Origin of the sequence: Streptomyces capoamus, assembly GCF_014654935.1 — a bacterium.
Classification (GTDB): domain Bacteria; phylum Actinomycetota; class Actinomycetes; order Streptomycetales; family Streptomycetaceae; genus Streptomyces; species Streptomyces capoamus.
In genome coordinates this window covers 40333-59391 of record NZ_BNBF01000032.1, presented here as the reverse complement: position 1 = coordinate 59391, position 19059 = coordinate 40333, and the positions used below count along the sequence as shown (strand labels likewise).

Annotated in this window: 14 protein-coding genes and 1 pseudogene; 1 reads left to right on the top strand and 14 read right to left on the bottom strand. The window is 73.4% G+C overall.

Features of this window, described 5'->3' with window-relative positions:
* From IE312_RS33940 to IE312_RS33875, 14 genes are all read right to left on the bottom strand, one after another.
* The coding region (locus IE312_RS33940; protein WP_189986071.1) for a phosphopeptide-binding protein at positions 1-1143 on the bottom strand (1143 nt) is incomplete at its 3' end.
* A 34-nt stretch (positions 1144-1177) separates the two neighbouring features.
* Positions 1178-2521 (bottom strand): vWA domain-containing protein, encoded by a 1344-nt coding sequence (locus IE312_RS33935; protein ID WP_189986070.1) that lies wholly within the window; start codon positions 2519-2521, stop codon positions 1178-1180.
* Positions 2522-2635: 114 nt separating this feature from the next.
* A complete protein-coding gene (locus IE312_RS33930; RefSeq protein ID WP_189986069.1) occupies positions 2636-3877 on the bottom strand; it encodes a PP2C family protein-serine/threonine phosphatase in 1242 nt (413 codons plus the stop codon).
* Positions 3878-3880: 3 nt separating this feature from the next.
* Positions 3881-6352, bottom strand: a complete 2472-nt coding sequence (locus tag IE312_RS33925) for a serine/threonine-protein kinase (protein WP_189986068.1) — start codon at positions 6350-6352, stop codon at positions 3881-3883.
* Positions 6349-7641, bottom strand: coding sequence for a coiled-coil domain-containing protein (locus tag IE312_RS33920; RefSeq protein ID WP_189986067.1), 1293 nt, complete (start codon positions 7639-7641; stop codon positions 6349-6351). Before IE312_RS33920 ends, IE312_RS33925 begins: the two co-directional genes overlap by 4 nt.
* Positions 7642-7681: 40 nt before the next feature.
* Positions 7682-8713: a glutamate ABC transporter substrate-binding protein gene (locus tag IE312_RS33915; protein ID WP_189986066.1), complete on the bottom strand. Its 1032-nt coding sequence runs from the start codon at positions 8711-8713 to the stop codon at positions 7682-7684.
* 14 nt (positions 8714-8727) lie between these two features.
* Positions 8728-10194, bottom strand: coding sequence for a GlnX family signal transduction membrane protein (locus IE312_RS33910; protein WP_370467656.1), 1467 nt, complete (start codon positions 10192-10194; stop codon positions 8728-8730).
* A gap of 178 nt (positions 10195-10372) precedes the next feature.
* Complete coding sequence (locus tag IE312_RS33905) at positions 10373-11827, bottom strand: purine-cytosine permease family protein (RefSeq protein WP_189986065.1); 1455 nt, start codon at positions 11825-11827, stop codon at positions 10373-10375.
* A gap of 66 nt (positions 11828-11893) precedes the next feature.
* On the bottom strand, positions 11894-12886 hold the full coding sequence (locus tag IE312_RS33900) for an N-acetylglucosamine kinase (RefSeq protein ID WP_189986064.1): 993 nt from the start codon (positions 12884-12886) through the stop codon (positions 11894-11896).
* The gene (locus tag IE312_RS33895; protein WP_189986063.1) at positions 12877-14142 is read right to left on the bottom strand and encodes a 6-phospho-beta-glucosidase; all 1266 of its coding nucleotides are present in this window, start codon (positions 14140-14142) and stop codon (positions 12877-12879) included. The genes IE312_RS33900 and IE312_RS33895 overlap by 10 nt, the downstream gene beginning before the upstream one ends.
* A gap of 7 nt (positions 14143-14149) precedes the next feature.
* Positions 14150-15043 carry a carbohydrate ABC transporter permease gene (locus tag IE312_RS33890; RefSeq protein ID WP_189986062.1) on the bottom strand — a complete coding sequence of 298 codons (894 nt, stop codon included), beginning with the start codon at positions 15041-15043 and terminating at the stop codon, positions 14150-14152.
* A 2-nt stretch (positions 15044-15045) separates the two neighbouring features.
* Entirely contained in the window at positions 15046-15987 is a 942-nt protein-coding gene (locus IE312_RS33885) for a carbohydrate ABC transporter permease (protein ID WP_189986061.1), read from the bottom strand.
* Positions 15987-17330 (bottom strand): ABC transporter substrate-binding protein, encoded by a 1344-nt coding sequence (locus IE312_RS33880; RefSeq protein WP_189986060.1) that lies wholly within the window; start codon positions 17328-17330, stop codon positions 15987-15989. The genes IE312_RS33885 and IE312_RS33880 overlap by 1 nt, the downstream gene beginning before the upstream one ends.
* A 42-nt stretch (positions 17331-17372) precedes the next feature.
* The gene (locus IE312_RS33875) at positions 17373-18584 is read right to left on the bottom strand and encodes an ROK family transcriptional regulator (RefSeq protein ID WP_189986059.1); all 1212 of its coding nucleotides are present in this window, start codon (positions 18582-18584) and stop codon (positions 17373-17375) included.
* Between the two features lie 265 nt (positions 18585-18849).
* Here IE312_RS33875 and IE312_RS43060 point away from each other — a divergent pair.
* A pseudogene (locus IE312_RS43060) lies at positions 18850-19059 on the top strand (hypothetical protein); the annotation flags it as partial.

Here is a 19059-nt window from a genome sequence, read left to right as displayed (position 1 = left end):
CGGCCCTTGGCCCTGGTTGCCGCCGAACCCCGAGGGGCCACCGGCGCCCGGTCCCTGCCCGGGTCCGCCGCCGAAGCCGGAGGGACCGGACGGGCCGCGGGATCCCGGGCCCTGGCCCTGGCCCTGACCGGGTCCGCCGCCGAAACCGGACGGGCCGGACGGGTTGCCGGGACCCTGCCCCTGGCCCTGCCCGGGTCCGCCGCCGAAGCCGGAGGGACCGCCGGGGCCCTGCCCCTGGCTGTGCCCCGGACCGCCGCCGAAGCCGGAGGAGCCGGACGGGCCGCCGGATCCGGGACCCTGCCCGGGTCCGCCACCGAAGCGGGGGGGACCGTCGGGACCCGGGCCCTGACCCTGGCCCTGACCGGGACCGCCGCCGAACCCGGAGGGACGGCCGGGGACCTGCCCCTGGTCCTGGCCCGGTCCGCCGCCGAAGCCGGACGGGCCGCCGGGGCCCTGCCCCTGCCCCTGACGCTGACCCTGACCAGGGCCGGCGCCGAAGCCGGAGGGGCCGCCCTGGCCCGGTGCCGGGGCGTTGCCGAAGCCGGACGGGTCCGACGGGTCGCCGGGACGGCGGCCCGGTGCCGTGCCCGGGCCGGTGCCGAAGGGCGGGGGGCCCGACGGGCGCTGGTTGCCGGTGCCGAAGGGCGGCGGGCCGGAGGGGCCGGGGGAGGTCGGCGGGCCGGACGGGGCCCGGTCGCCGCCGAACGGCGTCGGGCCCGACGGCTCGCTGTGCAGGGACGGGATGGGCTCGGCGGGCCGGTTCACCTGCGAGGGCCGCGAGCCGTGGTACTCGTACCCGTCACCGCCGCCGTAGGTCGCGCTCGGCGGCTGGAAGCGCGGCTGCGTCGGGCGCGGGGCGGCCGGGGTGTAGGAGGTCGCCGTGTTCGTCAGGAAGTTCCACCGGCACTCCTCGCAGAAGGGCGCGCCGCCCTCGCGGGGCGTACGGCACTGCGGGCACAGCTCCGGCTCGGGGTTCGCGGCCGCTCCGGGCCGGCCGCCGGCACCCGCGGGCGGCGGGAAGCCGTAGCCGCCGGCGGCAGGGGGCGGCGGAGGGGGCGGAGGTACGGCACCGGCCATGCGGTGACCGCAGACCTCGCACCAGTCGTCGGAACCCGACTGGTGTCCGTTCGGGCAGGTCGGCATGTCGGTGCTTCCCCTTCTCCTACGCTTGCGAGGGTCACTTCTTCACACGAACAGTCTTGGTGGACCGGGTCTCCAGAGTCATCTCGTCAGCCTCTGCGACCCTCGTCTTCAACCGCACAGTACCTGTCGCGGCGTCGACCACGTCCACCACCTTCGCAAGCAGTTTCGCAGTATCCGCGTTCCCCGAGGCGTCGGCGAGCTGAACGGCCCGCCCCAGTTTGGCCGTTGCTCCGTCGAAATCGCCCGCTTTGCGAAGGTCCAGGCCCTTCTGGATGGCTTGCGCCAGTTCTGCCTGCCCCGTGTAGTGGGCGACCTGGGGGCTGATCGAGGTGGAGGCGGTCATGTCGTCGGTCCACACGGCCCGCACCAGCCCCTGGGCGCCGAGATTTTGTGCCCCTCCGTCCGGTTGTGGGACCACCAGCGACACCCGCGCGGCGAGCATCTCCTGGCCCAGTCCGGCCGGCGGTACCGTCACGCACAGGTGGTAGTCGCGGGACTCGTCGCCCCAGGACCCGGTCGGGTAGTCCCCGGCGCGCGGCCCGGCCTCGGTGCGGCGGGAGGTCAAGTCCTCCATGGCGGGCGCGACTTGCTTGACGAACCGGATGGTCGTGCCGACCGGGGTCCACACCCGCAGGGCGACGTCGGCGACCTCCTTGCCCATCGCCGTCTCCATCATCCGGGTGAAGTCGGCGGCCAGGCCCGCCGGGTCGGCGACGATGTCGGCCGTACCGAGCAGCGCCGAGGCGATCCCTGTGACTTCTTTCACTTCCCAGTCGGTGCCCACGCCCCGCGCGTCACAGGTGAACCGCCCGGCGCAGGCGTCCAGCGCGGCCCGCAGGTCCTCCGGTGCCTCGTGCTCGTTGCGGCCGTCGGTGAGCAGGATGCCGTGCCGGACGGCGACGTCCGCCGAGGACAGCAGCCGGTCGGCGAGCCGCAGCCAGGTGCCGATGGCCGTACCGCCGCCCGCGCTCAGCCGGCGCAGTGCCTGTTTGGCCTGCTCCCGGGTGGTGGCGTCGGCAACCGCGAGCCGTCCGCCGCCCGGGTAGACCTCGGTGGCCACGTGCGTGCCGGCGATCACCGCGAAGGAGGTGCCGTCGCGCAGGGTGTCGATCGCGGCGGCCGTGGCGTCCCGGGCGCCCCGCATCTTCGCCGGCGGATAGTCCATGGAGCCCGAGCAGTCGACCATGACCGCCACCGCGGCGGAGGGCCGCCGCCCCGGCGGGTACCCGGACGCGGAGACCGTGCCGCCGATGGTGCCGCCGCCGGTGGCACTCACCGTGACGATGGCGTTGACCTCGCTGCCGCCCTCGGGCAGGTACTCGTTCTGGTAGACGTCCACCGAGAACTGCGGCACGTTCGACTTCGCGAAATTGGCCATGTCTGATCGCATCCCCCTCGACACCCCGCCCGCGCGGGGCGATGGCTGTGAACGGACCGGTCCCCTCCGGTCCGCCCCGGCTTCCCCGTGCCGTTCCCCCGTCGGATACGGCCCTCAGGCCGATCCTGCCCCCTGCGGCGGCGCCGGGAACGGCAGGACCGCCACTGTTACGTTGTCGTGGCCCCCGCCGTCCAGTGCGTGCCCGACCAGTACCCGGGCGCCGTGCAGCGGGCGGGCCGCCGCGTCCGCCGGGACGACCTCGGACATCTCCTCCGCCGTCTCCGCGTAGTTCCACAGCCCGTCGGTGCACACCACCACCGCGCCCGGCCGGTCCGGCTTGAACGAGGCGGTGTGCGGCTCCAGTTCGTAGGCGTCCGCGCCGAGCCAGCCGGTGATGGCGTGGGCGCGCTCGTCGGCGTACGCCTCGGCCTCGCTCATCAGGCCGGCGGCGACCATCTGCGCGGCCCAGGAGTCGTCCTCGGTCAGCCGGGCGGGCGGTGCGCCGCGGTCGGTGGGCACCCAGTAGGCCCGGCTGTCGCCGACCCAGCCGACCACCAGCAGCCCGGAGGTGACCACCGCGCCGACGATCGTGCACGCCGGGGCGTTCTGGTGCGGGGCGTGCTCGCGGGCCGTGGCGGGCTCCTCGGCGAGCGCGTTGACGGCCTGGGCGGCGGCGACGATCGCCTCGTGCATCGCCTGCTGCGGGTGGGTGCCACGGGGCAGCGCGGCCAGCAGCAGGTCGCCGGCCACCTGGGAGGCGGCCAGGGAGGCGTCGTCCGGGCGGGTCGCGGAGGACACGCCGTCGCAGACGATCGCGACCGCAGCCGGGGTGCCGTCGGGCAGCGTGGTGTGTCCGACGGCGAAGGCGTCCTCGTTGCGGTGGTGGCGCAGCCCGCGGTCGCTGACGGCCGCGACCGGGCCCGACTCCCGCTCGACGTGGTCGCGTTCGCGGGGCTGGGCGTGCCCGCAGTTCTCGCAGTAGCCGTCGCCGTCCACCCGGCCCGCCCGGCAGGCCACACAGACCTGCGCCGGATCGGCCGGGGCGGCGCCGCCGGCGGCCAGCCGCGGGTCCGGTGCCTGCAGCGGGTACTCGTCGGGCTCGGCCGGCCGGTCGAACCGCACCCCGGAACCACCGGCCTGCCCGGCGTCGTCCCCGGGCCCGCCCGTGCCGTCGCCGGGCGCGCCGGAGCCGGTCATGGTGAGCGTCGGGTGGTCCTGCTGGTCCTGGTCCTGCGGCGCGGCGGGGACCACCGAAAGGTCGTACCCGCACGCTCCGCAGTACAGGTCGCCCGGTTCCACGGGCTCCGCGCAGCTCGGGCACTTCGGCAGTGCGGCCTGCTGGGGCATCTGCGACATCGACTACACCCACGTCCGGGGGCGGTAACGGTTGGCCCGTTCCACCAGCTCGATCCTCTCCTCGCCGCCGGTCGCCAGCCGGGCCAGCGTGCGGTAGGCGCGCTCCAGGCCGAAGCGGAGTCCCCGCTCGTCCAGACCGCTGCCCAGGAGCACCCGGCCTCCGACGGCCGGCCCGGTGCCCTGACCCCCGGAGAGTATCCAGTCCAGCGCGCAGCCGAGCACTTCCGCCGACAACCGCTCGCGCCGTGCCGGGTCCAGGCCGTAGGCCTGGAGTGCCTCGACCTGACCGGCGGCGGCCGTCAGGTCGTCCAGGAACGGTACGTCACCCGTGTCCGCCGTGCGCCGGGCGATCCGGGCCCGGACGGCGGCGACCCGGGCGGCCGTGTAGTGGATGGACGACTCCGGCACCGACTCCAGCGTCCGTACGGCCCCGCCCCGGTCGCCGGCCGCGAGCTGCACCCGGGCCAGCCCGAAGGCGGCGCTGACGAAGCTCGGGTCGGTCGTCCACACCAGGCGGTAGTACTCGGCCGCGTTGTCCAGCTGGCCCAGCACCTCCGCGCACAGGCCCAGCGCCAGCTTCGGCGCGGCCTCGCCCGGGAAGGCGTCGTAGACCGCGTCGAAGGCGAGCGCGGCACCCTCGAAGTCGCCGGTGACCAGGGCGGCCACGCCCCGGTACCACACCACCCGCCAGTCGTCGGGCCGTTCCTCGTCCAGTTCGGCGAGGCTCGTCGCCGCGCCCTGGTGGTCGCCGTTCTCCAGCCGGGCGCGGATCTGCCGGAGCCGGGTCTCCACGGTCCGCGCGGGCGCCGCGGCCAGCGCGGTCATCAGCTCGGCCGGCGCGGAGGCGAGAAGGCCCGCCAGGAAACCGGCGTTCGGGTCGGCCGGGTCGACCAGCGGCACCGGCAGGGCGAGCGCGGCGGCCGGGGTGTCGACGGGGGCGACCAGGGCCGGCGGGGGAGCGGGGGCGGCGGTTTCCGCCTTGCGCACCGGGCGGGCGCCCAGCCGGGAGACGTCCCCGTCCGGCCGGGGGAACAGCTCGGTGTCGGTGACCTTCAGCTCGGGCCCGAACAGCGTCGACAGGGCGGGCCGGGGCCGCCCGGTCTGCAGGGCGACCACCTCCCGCAGCACGCCCGTCAGCTGCTCCGCCATCTCCTGCGCGGAGGCGAACCGGCGGGCCGGGTCGGGGTCGGTGGCGCGGACCAGGAGCCGGTAGAAGGATTCGTACCGGCGGAAGACCTCGATGCCGTCGGGGTCGGGCAGGGAATCGGCGTAGACGTTGGTGTAGCCCTGGAAGTCGAAGGCCAGTACGGCGAGCGTACGGCCCACCGTGTACAGGTCGCTGGCCACCGACGGCCCGGCCTCGGCGACCTCGGGCGCCTGGTAGCCGACCGTGCCGTAGATCGCCGACTCGTCGTCGTCCATCCGGCGGACCGCGCCCATGTCGATCAGCTTGAGCTGGTCCTCGGTCTGGATGGCGTTGTCGACCTTGAAGTCGCAGTACAGCAGGTTCCGGCTGTGCAGGTGGCCGAGCGCCTCCAGCGCCTCGATGCCGTACGCGCACGCCTGCTCCACCGGCAGCGGATCGCGGCGGCCGTCGGGTGCGCGGCGGGCGTTGGCGATCTCCTTGAGGGACTTGCCGCCGACGTACTCCATGACGATGTATCCGTCGAGGGAGCCGGTGCGCTGGTCCAGGTGTTCCACGAAGTTGTAGATCCGCACGATGTTGGCGTGCTCGATCTCCGCGAGGAAGCGCCGCTCGGAGATCGCCGCGGCCATCGCGTCCTGGTCGCCGGTGTCCAGCAGGCCCTTGAGCACCACCCAGCGGTCGGAGACGGCCCGGTCCACGGCGAGGTAGATCCAGCCGAGCCCGCCGTGCGCGAGGCAGCCCGCGACCTCGTACTGGCCGTGCACGATGTCCCCGGCCTTCAGCTTGGGCACGAAGGAATACGGGTGCCCGCACTTGGTGCAGAACCCCTCCGTGCGGCCCGGCCGCTCGCCCCGGGACCGGCCGACCGGCGCCCCGCAGTCCGACCGCGAGCAGAATCGCTTCCGCTCGGGCACCTCCGGGTTGTCCAGCACCATCGCGCGCGGGTCGGGCCGCGGCACCTGCGGCACGGAGACCAGGCCGGCGCCCAGCCGCCCGCGCGAGGTGCCGGAGGAGGAGCCGGAGCTGCGCACCGACACCGAGCGGCCGGTGGACGCGCCCGACAGCGACCGCGACAGCCGCCCCGAGACCGAGCGGCGCGACTTCGACGACTGCGAGGACGTCCGGGAGCTGCGCGCGCTGCCGCTGTCGGCCGCCGCCCGGGCGACCCCGGTGGGCGGCGAGCCCACCATGCCCGTCCCCGAGGAGGCGCCCGTGGCCGACACCACGGGCGCGAGCCCGCACGTGTCGCAGTACAGCTCGCCGCCGCCGACGTCCTCGTAGGCTCCCGCGCAGCCCGGCCGCTGGCAGGTCTGTCCCGGCTGACTCATGACCCGTCCCCCCTGTGGTCCCGCTGGCCGTCCTCCGGCGCGCTCGCACCGCCGAGCAGTTCGGCCGCCGCCCGCTGGTAGCGCAGCACGGCCTGTTCCGCCACGCGCAGGTCGCAGGGCGCGCTCCACAGCATGCGGCGGGCCGCGTCGTACCGCTCGACCAGCAGCGGGTCCTCCGCCAGCCCGTGCCGGGCGACCTTCGCCCGGTAGGCGTCCAGCCGGCCGCGCAGCTCGGCGCGGACCGCGAGCGGCGCGGTGACCGCGGTCAGCGACTCGCGGGCGCGCAGCAGTTCGTCCTCCGCCTTCTCCTCCAGCGACTCCAGCAGCGGCGAGAGCCGGTGCCACTGGGCCTGCCTGCGGTACTCGGCGGCGGCCGCCAGCTGCTCCTGCAGCGCGGTCGGCGGCCCGCTCACCACCGGCACCTCCGTCGCCGCGATCTTCGCGAGCACCTCGCCGCGGGCGGCACGGGCCTCGGCGAGGGTGCGGTCCGCGCGCGAGAGCACGTCCCGCAGCCGGATCAGCCGGGCCTCCGCGTCCTGGCGCACCGTCAGCACGGCGTCGATCTCACGGCGTACGTCCTCCAGGGCGCGCGCCTCACGGTCGTACACCGTCGTGTCCGGGCGTCCGCCGCCGGGCGCGGAACTGCCCTCGGCCGGCACCCAGAACGCGAGCGGGTCGGAGACGACCTCCGCGCGCAGCCGGGTCAGGGTGCGGGTGATCCGTTCCAGGTCGTCGCCGGCCGGGTGCTCGCCGGGGCGTACCCCGACCGAGTGGGCCAGTCCCCGGGTGCGCTGGAGCTCCGCGGCGAGCAGATCGATCCGCGCGGGCAGCGCCGACCAGACCGCGTCGGCGGCGACGATCATGTCCAGGCTCGTCGCGTACAGCTCGTTCATCCGGTCCACCAGCGCGGACAGCGAGAACGTCTCGCTCAGCCTGCCGTTGCCGCCGCCGGGGACGGTCACGCACGCGCCGCGCAGCATCCCGGTCAGCTCCGCGAGGTCCTCCCGGCTGGACCAGCGGCGCCGGGCGCGGATCTCCCGGGCGCCGCGCAGCGCGGCCGTGTAGGCGTCGAAGTACGCCCACAGCCGGGTGATCTGCGCCTCCGTGGACTGCCAGCGCTCCTTGGTGACGCCGGTCAGTTCCGCGCCCTCCAGGAGTCTGCGGCCCGCGTGGTCCTGCAGGGCCAGCAGGGAGGTCTCGATCGCCTCGTGCTCCTGGCCGAGCCGCGCCAGCGCACGGTCCACCTCGTCCCGGTCCATCATCGGCCCGGCGGGGTCCGTGACGCCCATCGATCACCTTTCGCTCGCTGTGTGTTCCGGTCGGTGCGGCTCAACTGCCGCGCAGGTACTGGGGCGCGGGCGGCTCGGACGCGGACGCGTCCTCGCCCAGTGTCGCCGACAGCCAGTCGTCGTACGACGTCTGCCAGCCATGGGCGCGGTAGTCCACCAGGACGCGGTTGACCCGGCGCACCAGGTCGTCCGCGTCCTTCTTCATCGCCACTCCGTAGTACTCGGTCGTGAACGCCTTGCCCTTGAGTTCGACGGTCGGGTCCTGGGCGGCCTGGCTCGCGGCGAGGGCGCCGTCGGTCACCACCGCGTCCGCCTCGCCGAGTTGCAGCCGCACCAGGCAGTCCAGCTGGTTGGGGACGGTGGCGGAGATGTCCGTGGTGGCGGGCAGCCGGCCGTCCTTCCGGTCGGCGGCCAGCTTCGCGTACGCGGTCGAACCGGCCGCCGTGCACACCTTCTTGTGCGCCAGTGAGCCGTCGTAGCCCGTGACCGGGGACGACTTGGGCGCGAGGACCTGCTGTCCGGTCTTGAAGTAGGGCGCGGAGAACGCGACCTGGCGGAGCCGGTCACAGGTGATCGTCATGGTGCGCACGACCATGTCGACGCGCCCGTCCTCGATCGCCGGGATGCGCTGGCTGGTCGGTATCGCCTTGAACTGCACCGCGTCCGGGTCGCCGAGGATGTCCGCGGCGATGCGGTGGACGAGGTCGATGTCGAAGCCCTCCAGCCGGGCGCCCTCGGTGTTGGGGTTGCGGTAGCCCCAGCGGTAGCTGTTCTGGTCGACGCCCACGACCAGCTTGCGCTTGGCGCCCGTACGGGCCTTGATGGCCTCGATCGTCGGGCCGTCGGCGCCGGACGGGGCGAGCGTCTGCCGGTGCGCCTCGGCGTCCACGCACCCGTCGGCGCGGGCCTGGACGCCGGTGGCGGATCCCTGCCCGGCCCGGGCGGGCTCCTGCGGCGCCCGCTGGGTGCACGGCAGCAGCAGCACGAACGCCAGTGCCAGCGCGCACAGCACCGCCATGGCGGCGACCCCGCCCCAGCCCCGCAGGGAGGCCCGTGCACGCCTCACGTACATCGCTCCGCCCCTTGTCACCGGTACTCCGAAAGTCGGCGGCCGATGCCGGCGACGGCACCGGCCGCGGCCAGCACCGCCAGGACGGCGGCGCCCGCCGGCAGCCCGGCCATGGCGTCCCGCCCGTCGCCGGCCGCCTGCTGGAACTCGGCCTGCTCGTGGTCGATGGCGCGGGCGAGGCTGCGGTCGACGCTGTCGAAGCACTCGCCGGTCGCGCCCTTCGCGCCGATCACCTTGTCCAGCGCCTGCTGGTAGTTGCCGTTCTCGTCCTCGTCCCGGGCGGCGGCGTGGCGCTGCTTCCACACCGCCATGCTGCCCTCGGCCGCCCGGACCGGTGCGGTGCCCCCCTGGTCGTCGGCGAGCCGTGCCGCCTCGGTCAGGCCCTTGCCGAGCACGCCCATGTCCTTGTCGAAGTCGTAGTAGTAGGCGTCGTACGGCTTGCCGTCCACCGTGATGGTCTCCGCGCCGCGCGCCACCAGGCTCAGGTTCTCGTTCCCGCGCGCCTTCAGGGAGGCGATGCGGGCGTCGTGCAGCACGTTCAGCGAGCGGATCCCGTGCGCGTAGGAGCCGTCCAGGCCGGACCGGGCGACCGCGTGGCCGACGACCAGCCAGAGCAGGGCGACGGTGGCCGCGGCGGTGGCGGCGACCAGGCCGTGGTTGAGGACCCGGTTGGTGCGCCGGTACATGCGGTGCTGGGCCCAGCCCAGCGCGGCCAGCGCGAGCAGCCCGAGCGCGATCGCCGCCCACGGGTACGGCGTCGCGTCCGCGTAGTCGGCGTCCAGCCGCCGGTTCTCCGTGGTGTAGAGGTCCTCCGCGGCCGGGAGCATCTCCTTCTGCATCTTCTCGTTGGCGTACCGCAGGTAGGCGCCGCCGACCGGGTAGCCCTGCCGGTTGTACGTCCGGGCCCGCTCGATCAGGCCCTTGTACTCGGGCAGCAGCCGGTTCAGCCGGGCTATGGTCGCCTCGGAGGCCGAGCCGGGCTCGGCGTTGGCGGCGGCGGTGACGAGGCCGCCGGCGGCGGTGCGGATGTCCTTCTCGTACCGCTGCCGGGACGCCGCGTTCTCCTGGCCGCCCGCCAGGAAGCCGCTGGAGGCGGCGGTGTTGGCGTCGGCCAGCGACCGGTAGATGCCGGCCGCGCCGGAACTGAGCGGCTGGCTGCGGTGCAGCACGTCGTCGGCGGCGGCCGAGCGCTCGCTGGTCTGCCAGGCGGTGACCGCGCCGAACGCGACGACCAGCACCGCCAGCACGGCACCGATGATCCGCAGCCGCCCCGGCTCGGTCGTCGCGGCGGCCCGCAGCCGCTCGACCCCCTCGGCGAAGGCGGTCCGGCGCGCGGGCGGCACCCCCGCGCCGGAGGGCGCAGGGAGGACGGGGGTCGCGGGGTGGACGGGGGGTCCGGGCTGGGCGGGAATGCCGGGGGCGGCGGCCGCGCCGGCCGCCCCGGCCGGCGGTGGCGCCGTGCTGCTCTTCGGCGGGTGTGTCACTCGACCTCCCCCATGGTCATCGTTCGCCGCCCAGTATCACCGCCCGCACCGGCACCGCGCACCGGCCTTCACTCGATCTTGATCGGATCGCAGTGTGCCCGAGGGCGCGCGCCCGCGGACGCACCACCCCCTGTACAGGAACACGCCGGTGACGGCGGATCGGTTCCCTGCACGGGTCTCACGGCTCGCGGTGTTCGTGGGCCGCCCGCTCCAGGGCCTCCGCCTCCGCGGTCGCCAGCCGCGTCTCCGCCTCGACGTCGATCGAGCGGGTCAGCGCCCAGTACAGCAGGGCGCTGACGGGCAGGCCGACGAAGAGGGAGATGTCGGCGCCGCCCAGCGCCTTCGCGGCGGGGCCGGCCCACAGGGTGCCGACGGAGAAGAACGGCACCATGGCGGCGAAGCCGACGAGGTAGGCGATGATGCCGTGCCAGCCCCAGCGGCCGTAGATGCCGTGCGGGTTGAAGATCTCGGCGATGGCGTAGTGCCCGCGGCGCACCACGTAGTAGTCCATGAGGTTGACCGCGGTCCACGGGATGAACAGGTAGAGCACCAGCAGCAGGAAGTTCTCGAAGTTCGCCAGGAAGTTCGACGTGGCGGCCAGCGCGCCGACCAGGGAGAGCGCCGCGGTGAGGCCGAGGGTGACCAGCCGTACGGCGAGCGTCGGCCGGACCCGCTTGAAGGAGTCGATGGCGCTGATGAGCGTGAGCGACCCGCCGTACATGTTCAGCGCGGTCACCGAGACCAGTCCGAGGGCCGAGAACAGCAGGACGACGGCGCCGACCCCGGTGAACACCTTGTCGCCCGCGGAGTTGATCGCCGGGATGGTCTCGAAGGTGGCCGGGCCCGCCCAGGCCGCCAGCAGCGCCCCGAGCACCATCAGCCAGATGCCGCCCAGCGCGGAGCCGAAGTACGTCCAGTAGAACGTCTTGCGGACGGTGACGTCCGGGGGGAGGTAGCGGGAGTAGTCGGAGACGTAGATGGCCCAGCTGATCTGGTAGCCCGCGACCACGCCGAACTGCGCGAGGAACGGCGTCCACTTGAAGGCGCCGAGGTCGAAGGAGCCCGGCGGGTAGTGCAGGGTGACCAGGACGCCCACGGTGAAGACGCCGAAGATCACCAGGAAGGCGTACGTCAGGATCCGCTCGGCCTTGTGGATGATGTCGTAGCCCACCAGCGCGATGACGAGCGCGACGACGGTCACCACGACGACCCACAGCTTGACGCCGCCGTGCAGCGTGGCGTGCAGGGAGTCGGCGGCGAGGATGCTGTTGAAGACGTTGAACCCGGCGTACTGCACGTAGGCGAAGAGCCACACCAGCAGCGCGCCGACGTAGCCGAACTGGGGCCGGGACTGGATCATCTGCGGCAGCCCGAGCTGGGGCCCCTGGGCGGAGTGGAAGGCCATGAAGAAGGTGCCGATCACCGTGCCGGAGACGATGGCCAGCAGTGACCAGACGAGGTTGCCGCCCTGGGTGATGCTGACCAGCCCGACGGCCAGGGTCGCGATCTGCGCGTTGGACATGAACCACAGCGGACCCAGGTGCCAGAGCTTGCCGTGCCGCTCGTCCAGCGGGACGTAGTCGATGGACCGGACCTCCAGACCGGACACCCTCGGCTCTGCTGATGTGCTCATGACGCCTCCCGGGTTCGGGTCCGCCCCTCTGGTCACATTGTTGCCCTGCTCCGTCCCCGGGACGACTCAGGACCGGCCCCCCTCCCAGTGGCGCCGCGCCCGCTCCCACGCCCCGGCCCCCGCCCCCAGCCGGTCCAGGCCCAGCAGCGCCGCGCCCAGCACCGGGGGCGCCGTGACCACGCGGACGTCGGCCTTCGGGGCGCGCGCGGACAGCAGCTCGCGGATCGCGTCGTCCAGCTGGGGGTGGCCGGCGGTGAGGACACTGCCGCCGAGCAGCACCGGGGTCTGCTCCTCCAGCAGGTCCAGGCGGGTCAGCGCGACCGTGGCCAGCACCGTGACCTCCTCCGCGAGCCGGGTGACGAGCGCGCGGGCCACCGGGTCGCCGTCCGCCGCCGTGGCGAAGAGCACCGGGGTCAGCTCGTGCCGGCGGTGGTGGTCGACGTGCTCCAGGTGCAGGGCCTCGATGAGGGCGTACATGCTCGGCAGACCGAAGTGCGCGGGCAGGGTGCGGGCCAGCGCGGTCGGTCCGCCGCGCCCGTCCTCCGCGCGGGCCGCGTGCCACAGGGCCTCCTCCGCCAGGCCCCAGCCGCCGCCCCAGTCCCCGGAGATCCGGCCGATGGCGGGGAAGCGGGCGGTGCGGCCGTCGGGGCGCATGCCCACGCAGTTGATGCCCGCGCCGCACACCACCGCCACCCCGCGCGGCTCGGCGACCCCCGCGCGCAGGACCGCGAAGGTGTCGTTGCGCACCGCCACGGACGCGCCCCACGCGCGCGCGTGCAGCGCGGCCGCCAACCGCTGCTCCTCCACCGGCAGATCGGCGTTGGCCAGGCAGGCCGAGACATGGGTGACCGCGGTGACCCCGGCGTCCGCGAACGCCCGCGCCACCGGTTCCGCCAGCGCGTCCAGCGCCGCCGCCACGCCCACGGCGGGCGGCCGGAAGCCGCCGCCGCGGGCCGTGGCCAGCACCTCGCCGGCGGCGGTGACCACGGCCACGTCGGTCTTGCTGTTGCCCGCGTCGACGGCGAGGACCGTCGGCGGGCCGGGTGCGGTCAGGCCCACGCCAGGTGCTCCCGGTTGTGCGCGACCAGCTGGTCGGTGAGGGCGTCGGCGTAGGCGTACTGGCCGATCAGCGGGTGGGCCAGCAGGGCGCGGAAGACGCGGTCCCGGCCGCCGCGCAGGGCGGCGTCCAGGGCCAGGTCCTCATAGGCCGTCACGTTCGCGACCAGGCCGGTGAACAGCGGGTCCAGGGCCGGGACCGGCAGCGGGACCGGGCCGGCCGGCCCGACCGCCGCCTGCACCTCGACCACCGCGTCGTCGGGCAGGAACGGCAGCGTGCCCCGGTTGAGCGTGTTCACCACCTGGTAGGGGCTGCCGGCTCCGCCCAGCAGGGCCGCCGCCAGGTCCACGGCCGCCTCCGAGTAGAAGGCGCCGCCGCGCCTGGCCAGCAGGGCCGGCTTCTCGTCCAGGGCCGGGTCGCCGTACATCGCGAGCAGCTCACGCTCCATGGCGGCCACCTCGGAGGCGCGGGAGGGTTTGGTGCGCAGCTCCCGCACGACCTCGTCGTGCGCGTAGTAGTAGCGCAGGTAATAGGACGGGACCACGCCGAGCCGGTCCAGCAGCGGGCGCGGGAGGCGGACGTCGTCGGCGATCGCCTGGCCGTGTTCCGTCAGGAGCTTCGGCAGGACGTCCTCGCCCTCCGGACCGCCCAGGCGCACCCCCGTCTCCCAGGTGAGGTGGTTCAGGCCCACGTGCCCCAGGTGCACGTCCGCCGGTGCCGTGCCCAGCAGGGCGGCGAACTTGCGCTGGAAGCCGATCGCCACGTTGCACAGGCCGACCGCCCGGTGCCCGGCCCGGAGCAGGGCGCGGGTGACGATGCCGACCGGGTTGGTGAAGTCGATGATCCACGCGCGCGGGTTGGTACGGCGGACCCGCTCGGCGATGTCCAGGACCACCGGGACCGTGCGCAGGGCCTTGGCCAGCCCGCCGGCGCCGGTGGTCTCCTGGCCGATGCAGCCGCACTCCAGCGGCCAGGTCTCGTCCTGTTCCCGGGCCGCCTGGCCGCCGACGCGCAGCTGGAGCAGGACGGCGTCGGCGCCGTCGACGCCCGCGTCCAGGTCGGAGGTGGTGACGATCCGGCCGGGGTGGCCCTGCCGGGCGAAGATCCGGCGGGCCAGGCCGCCGACCGGCTCCAGGCGGTCGGCGGCCGGGTCGACCAGGACGAGTTCCTCGACGGGCAGGGTGTCGCGCAGGCGGGCGAAGCCGTCGACAAGTTCGGGCGTGTAGGTCGAGCCGCCGCCGACCACGGTGAGTTTCACAGTCAGATCAACCCTTTACTCCGGTGAGGGTGACGCCCTCGACGAACGCCTTCTGGGCGAAGAAGAACACGAGGATCACGGGGGCCATGACCAGCACGGTGGCGGCCATGGTGAGGTTCCAGTCGGTGTGGTGGGCGCCCTTGAAGGACTCCAGGCCGTAGGACAGGGTCCAGGCACCGGGGTTCTCGGACGCGTAGATCTGCGGGCCGAAGTAGTCGTTCCAGGCGTAGAAGAACTGGAAGAGGGCCACGGCCGCGATGCCCGGCCTGGCCATCGGCAGCACGACCCGCAGCAGGGTCCGCAGGTCACCGCAGCCGTCGACCTTCGCCGCGTCCAGGTACTCGTCCGGGATCGTCATCAGGAACTGGCGCAGCAGGAAGACGGAGAACGCGTCCCCGAACGCCATCGGCACGATCAGCGGCCACAGCGTGCCGGACAGGTCCAGCTGTTTCGCCCAGAAGAGGTACATCGGGATGACGACGACCTGCGGGGGCAGCATCATCATCGAGATCACCAGCATGAGCGACAGGTTGCGGCCCCGGAAGCGGAACTTGGCAAGCGCGTACGCCACGGGGACGGAGGACACCACGGTCAGCAGGGTGCCGAGCCCGGCGTAGACCAGCGTGTTGCGCCACCAGGTGAGGAAGCCGGGCGTGTCGAACACCTTCCGGTAGTTGCCCCACTCCCAGGTGTGCGGAACCAGGTCCCGGCCGAGGGCCTGGCTGTCACTCATCAGCGAGGTGAGGAGCACGAACACGAACGGCAGCGTGAAGAACAGCGCGGCGGCGACGCCGAGCGCGTGGACGGCGATCCACTCCAGCAGCGCCCTGCGGCGGGCGGCGCGCAGGGTTCCGGGGACCGGCGGGGCCAGCTCCACGGGGTGGTCCAGTACCTGGGTCATGGTCAGTCACCTGCCTGGATCAGGCCGCCCCGGCGCCGCATCAGCAGCGCGGTGAACGCCATCGACAGGGCGAACAGCACGAGTGCGACCACGCACGCCGAGCCGTAGTCGAAGCGCTGGAAGCCGAGGTTGTAGACGAGCTGGGGGAGGGTGAGCGTGGACTTGTCGGGGTAGCCGGGCTCGAACTGGGTGCCGGCGCCCTGGATCACGCCGGAGGCGACCTTCCCGGCGATCAGCGGCTGGGTGTAGTACTGCATGGTCTGGATGACGCCGGTGACGACGGCGAACATCACGATCGGGGAGATGTGCGGCAGCGTCACGTACCGGAACCGCTGCCAGGCCGAGGCGCCGTCCAGCTCCGCCGCCTCGTACTGCTCGGCCGGCACGTCGAGCAGCGCGGCCATGAAGACGACCATCAGGTCGCCGACGCCCCACAGGGCCAGCAGGGTCAGCGCGGGCTTGGACCAGGCGGGGTCGGAGAACCAGCCCGGCGCCGGCAGCCCGGTCTTCTCCAGGAGCGAGTTCACCGGGCCGGTGCCGGGGTTGAGCAGGAAGGCGAAGGCCATGGTCGCCGCGACCGGCGGGGCCAGGTACGGCAGGTAGAACAGGGTGCGGAAGACACCCGTCGCCGTCTTGATCTTCGTGATGAGCAGGCCGACACCGAGCCCGAAGACCACCCGCAGGCTCACCAGCACCACCACCAGCCACAGCGTGTTGCGCAGGGCGGGCCAGAACAGCGGGTAGTGCTCGAAGACGTACGACCAGTTCTTCCCGCCCGTCCAGTACGGCGGCCGGAACCCGTCGTAGTGCATGAAGGAGAAGTAGACCGTGGACAGCAGCGGGTAGGCGAAGAAGACCGCGAAACCGATGAGCCACGGCGACATGAAGGCGAGCGTGCGCAGGGCCGAGCGCCGGCGCTTCGAGGCGAGGGTGACGGTGCTCATCACCGGGCCTGCGCGATGTCCGTGTCGATCTGGGCGGCCGTCTTCCTCAGCCCGGCCCGCAGATCGGTGACCTTGCCGCTCTCGTAGTCGTAGCCGAACTGCTGGATCGTCACCAGGTACACGCCGCCGTTGACCGAGGCCGGTGTGGTGGTGGAGTGCGGGTTCGCCGCTATGTCCAGGAAGGTCTTGAACCGCGGGTCGTACTTCAGCTTCGGGGACTTCAGCGCGGCGAACGTGGAGGGCACGTTGTGGATGTCGTTGGCGAAGCCGACCACCGCGTCCGTGTCCGTGGTCATGTACTTCACCAGTTCCCAGGCCGCGTTCTGCTTGTGGCTGGTGGCGGCGATGCCCGCGACGGTGCCGGTGATGTAGCCCTTGCCGTACTGGGCGGCCTGGTCGTCCGGGACCGGCAGCGGGGCCACCCCGACCTCGAAGTCCGGCTCGGCCTGCTCGACCATGCCGAGCCGCCACTCGCCGTCGAGCTGCATGGCGACCTGGCCGGTGTGGAAGGGGTGCCGGGGGCCCCACTCGTCGCCCAGCGTGGCCCGGAACCTCTCCAGCCGCCGGAATCCGCCGAGTTCGTCGACGAGCTTCTTCTGGAGTGTGAAACCCTTCTCGAAGGCGGGGTCCTTCGCGAGGTTCGACTTGCCGTCCTTGTCGAAGTACGTCGGTGAGAACTGGCCGAGGTAGTGCTCGGTGGTGGACTCCCAGCCGTGGTAATTCGGCATGAACCCGAGCTGCTGGTACCCCTCGCCGCGGCGGACGGTCAGTTTCTTCGCGTCGGCGGCGAACTCGGACCAGGTCCGCGGCGGACGGGCGATGCCCGACTTCCGGAACGCCGTCCTGTTGTAGTACAGCCCGTAGGCGTCGCCGAGCAGCGGCACCGTGCAGCGGTCGCCGTCGAACCGGGTGTACTCGTTCATCGGCTTCGGGAACGTCTTCTCCGGGTCGATCCCGGACTTCTCGAAGAACGGGTTCAGATCCACCAGGGCGCCCGACGAGCAGAACTTGCCCACGTTGTTGGTGGTGAACGACGAGATCACGTCCGGGGCCTTCCCGCCGCCGGCGCGCAGCGCCTGGTTGATCTTGTCGTCGGTCATGTTGCCGACGACGTTCACGTGGATGTTGGGGTGGGCGTGCTCGAAGCCGGCGATCAGCGACCTGACGGCCTTCACCTCGTTCGGCGCGCTCCAGGCGTGCCAGAAGGTGATCGTCGTGTCCTTCGACGGGTCGTCGGTGGCGCCCGAGCCGGACTGGCCGGTACACGCGGCGGTGAGGAGCACGGCGGAGGCGGTCACGGCAAAAGCCGCTTTCCGGACGGCTTCGGGTAGGGCTGTGGGCATGGCGAGGTCTCCCGGGGACGGGTGTGGGAAGGGAGGGGACGCTCAGCGCGAGGTGTCGAAGACCTCGTCGCGGGTGGTGGCGAGCGCGGACTCCAGCGCGCCGCGCAGCACGGGGTGTTCACGGACGTCGCCGACGACCAGCCGGGGCCGGGCCGCGGCCAGCTCCTCCAGCTCGGCCTGGACGAGGCCGCGCAGCACCTCGCCGCCGGCCGTCAGGGCGGAGCCGCTCAGGACGACGAGTTCGGGGTCGAGTACGGAGACGAGCGAGGCCAGACCGGTGGCCAGCCGGGTGGCGTAGGTACGCAGCAGTTCCTGGTACGGGCCGCTCGCGTGATCGGCGGCGCGGGCGACGAGCGCGGCGGCGGCCTCGGCGTGCGGCCCCGCCGGCACGTCGGTGATGCCGAGTTCCCGGGCCAGTGCCGGCACGGCCTGGGAGCCGGCCAGTTCCTGGTAGCCGCCGCTGTTGGCCTTGGTGACCTGCCGGACCAGCGGGGCCCCCGGCACCGGCAGGAAGCCGACCTCGCCGGCGCCGCCGGTCCAGCCGCGGTGCAGCCGGCCGCCGAGGACCAGGGCCGCGCCCAGTCCCTCCTCGTTCCACAACAGCACGAAGTCCGCGTGGCCGCGGGCCGCACCGAGCCGCTGTTCGGCGAGGGCGACGAGGTTGACGTCGTTCTCGTACTCGACCGGCATCGGCAGCGCCGCCGCGAGCTCGTCGAGCAGCGCGGGGGAGTGCCAGCCGGGCAGGTGGGAGGCGTAGCGCAGCCGCCCGGTGGTGGGGTCGAAGGCGCCGGGGGTGCCGATGACCAGCCGGTGCACGTCGGACCGGGCGAGTCCGGCGGACTTGACGGCGCCGTCGAGGGCGTCGGTGACCTGCTGGACCACGGACCGGGCCGGGCGCCGTCCGGGGGTGGGCAGTGCGTACTCGCCGACGGTTCGGCCGGTGATGTCGGCGACCGCGGCGCGGATGCGGTGCGGGGTGACGTCGAGGCCGGCGGCGTGGGCGGCGGTCGGCTCGACCGCGTACAGCTGGGCGTTGGGGCCCGGCCGGCCCTCGCTGGTGCCGGTGAGCCGGACCAGTCCGGCCGCCTCCAGGCGGGCCAGCAGCTGGGAGGCGGTGGGCTTGGACAGGCCGGTGAGCTTGCCGATCCGGGTCCGCGACAGCGGGCCGTGCTCCAGCAGCAGGTCCAGGGCGGCGCGGTCGTTCATGGCGCGCAGGACGCGCGGGGTGCCCGGCGTACCGGCGGTTCCTGCCATGGGGTCCACACCTGCCTTTCCGGCCGCCCAGCTTTTCAGTGAGCCGGGGACGCCGTCCAGTCTTGATCGACGACCGCCGTAGATCACTGTTAGGAAAGTTTCCTATTGCGGTGGGAGGAACGTAAGCCCAGGACGAACGGGGCGTCAATAGACAACGCCCCCCCTCATCGCGCCGACCGCGATCACGACTGCGTCACGGCTGTGGTTCCCGCTGGTCGGACCGCTTACATTCCAGCGACGAACGGATCATGGGGGGAAGAGCGGGATGGCCGGTCTCGGACTGCTGTGGAGGCTGTGGCCGGCCACGATGCCCGGCGTCGTGCCCGTGGTGATGGCGGTGTGCCTGAGCGACCTGGTGGACGAGGGGCTGTCCCGGTCGCTCGCCGAGGACGTCCTCTTCACCTCGCTCGCCTGGTCCTCGCTCGCCCTGCTCTACGCGCTGTGCGTGTACGCCGCCCTGGCCCTCCGGGCGCGC

Bases quoted from the DNA above. Each gene is read 5' to 3' on its own strand.
- IE312_RS33935 (WP_189986070.1), bottom strand. From the start codon at position 2,521: ATGGCCAATTTCGCGAAGTCGAACGTGCCGCAGTTCTCGGTGGACGTC.
- IE312_RS33930 (WP_189986069.1), bottom strand. From the start codon at position 3,877: ATGTCGCAGATGCCCCAGCAGGCCGCACTGCCGAAGTGCCCGAGCTGC.
- IE312_RS33925 (WP_189986068.1), bottom strand. From the start codon at position 6,352: ATGAGTCAGCCGGGACAGACCTGCCAGCGGCCGGGCTGCGCGGGAGCC.
- IE312_RS33920 (WP_189986067.1), bottom strand. From the start codon at position 7,641: ATGGGCGTCACGGACCCCGCCGGGCCGATGATGGACCGGGACGAGGTG.
- IE312_RS33915 (WP_189986066.1), bottom strand. From the start codon at position 8,713: ATGTACGTGAGGCGTGCACGGGCCTCCCTGCGGGGCTGGGGCGGGGTC.
- IE312_RS33905 (WP_189986065.1), bottom strand. From the start codon at position 11,827: ATGAGCACATCAGCAGAGCCGAGGGTGTCCGGTCTGGAGGTCCGGTCC.
- IE312_RS33890 (WP_189986062.1), bottom strand. From the start codon at position 15,043: ATGACCCAGGTACTGGACCACCCCGTGGAGCTGGCCCCGCCGGTCCCC.
- IE312_RS33885 (WP_189986061.1), bottom strand. From the start codon at position 15,987: ATGAGCACCGTCACCCTCGCCTCGAAGCGCCGGCGCTCGGCCCTGCGC.
- IE312_RS33880 (WP_189986060.1), bottom strand. From the start codon at position 17,330: ATGCCCACAGCCCTACCCGAAGCCGTCCGGAAAGCGGCTTTTGCCGTG.
- IE312_RS33875 (WP_189986059.1), bottom strand. From the start codon at position 18,584: ATGGCAGGAACCGCCGGTACGCCGGGCACCCCGCGCGTCCTGCGCGCC.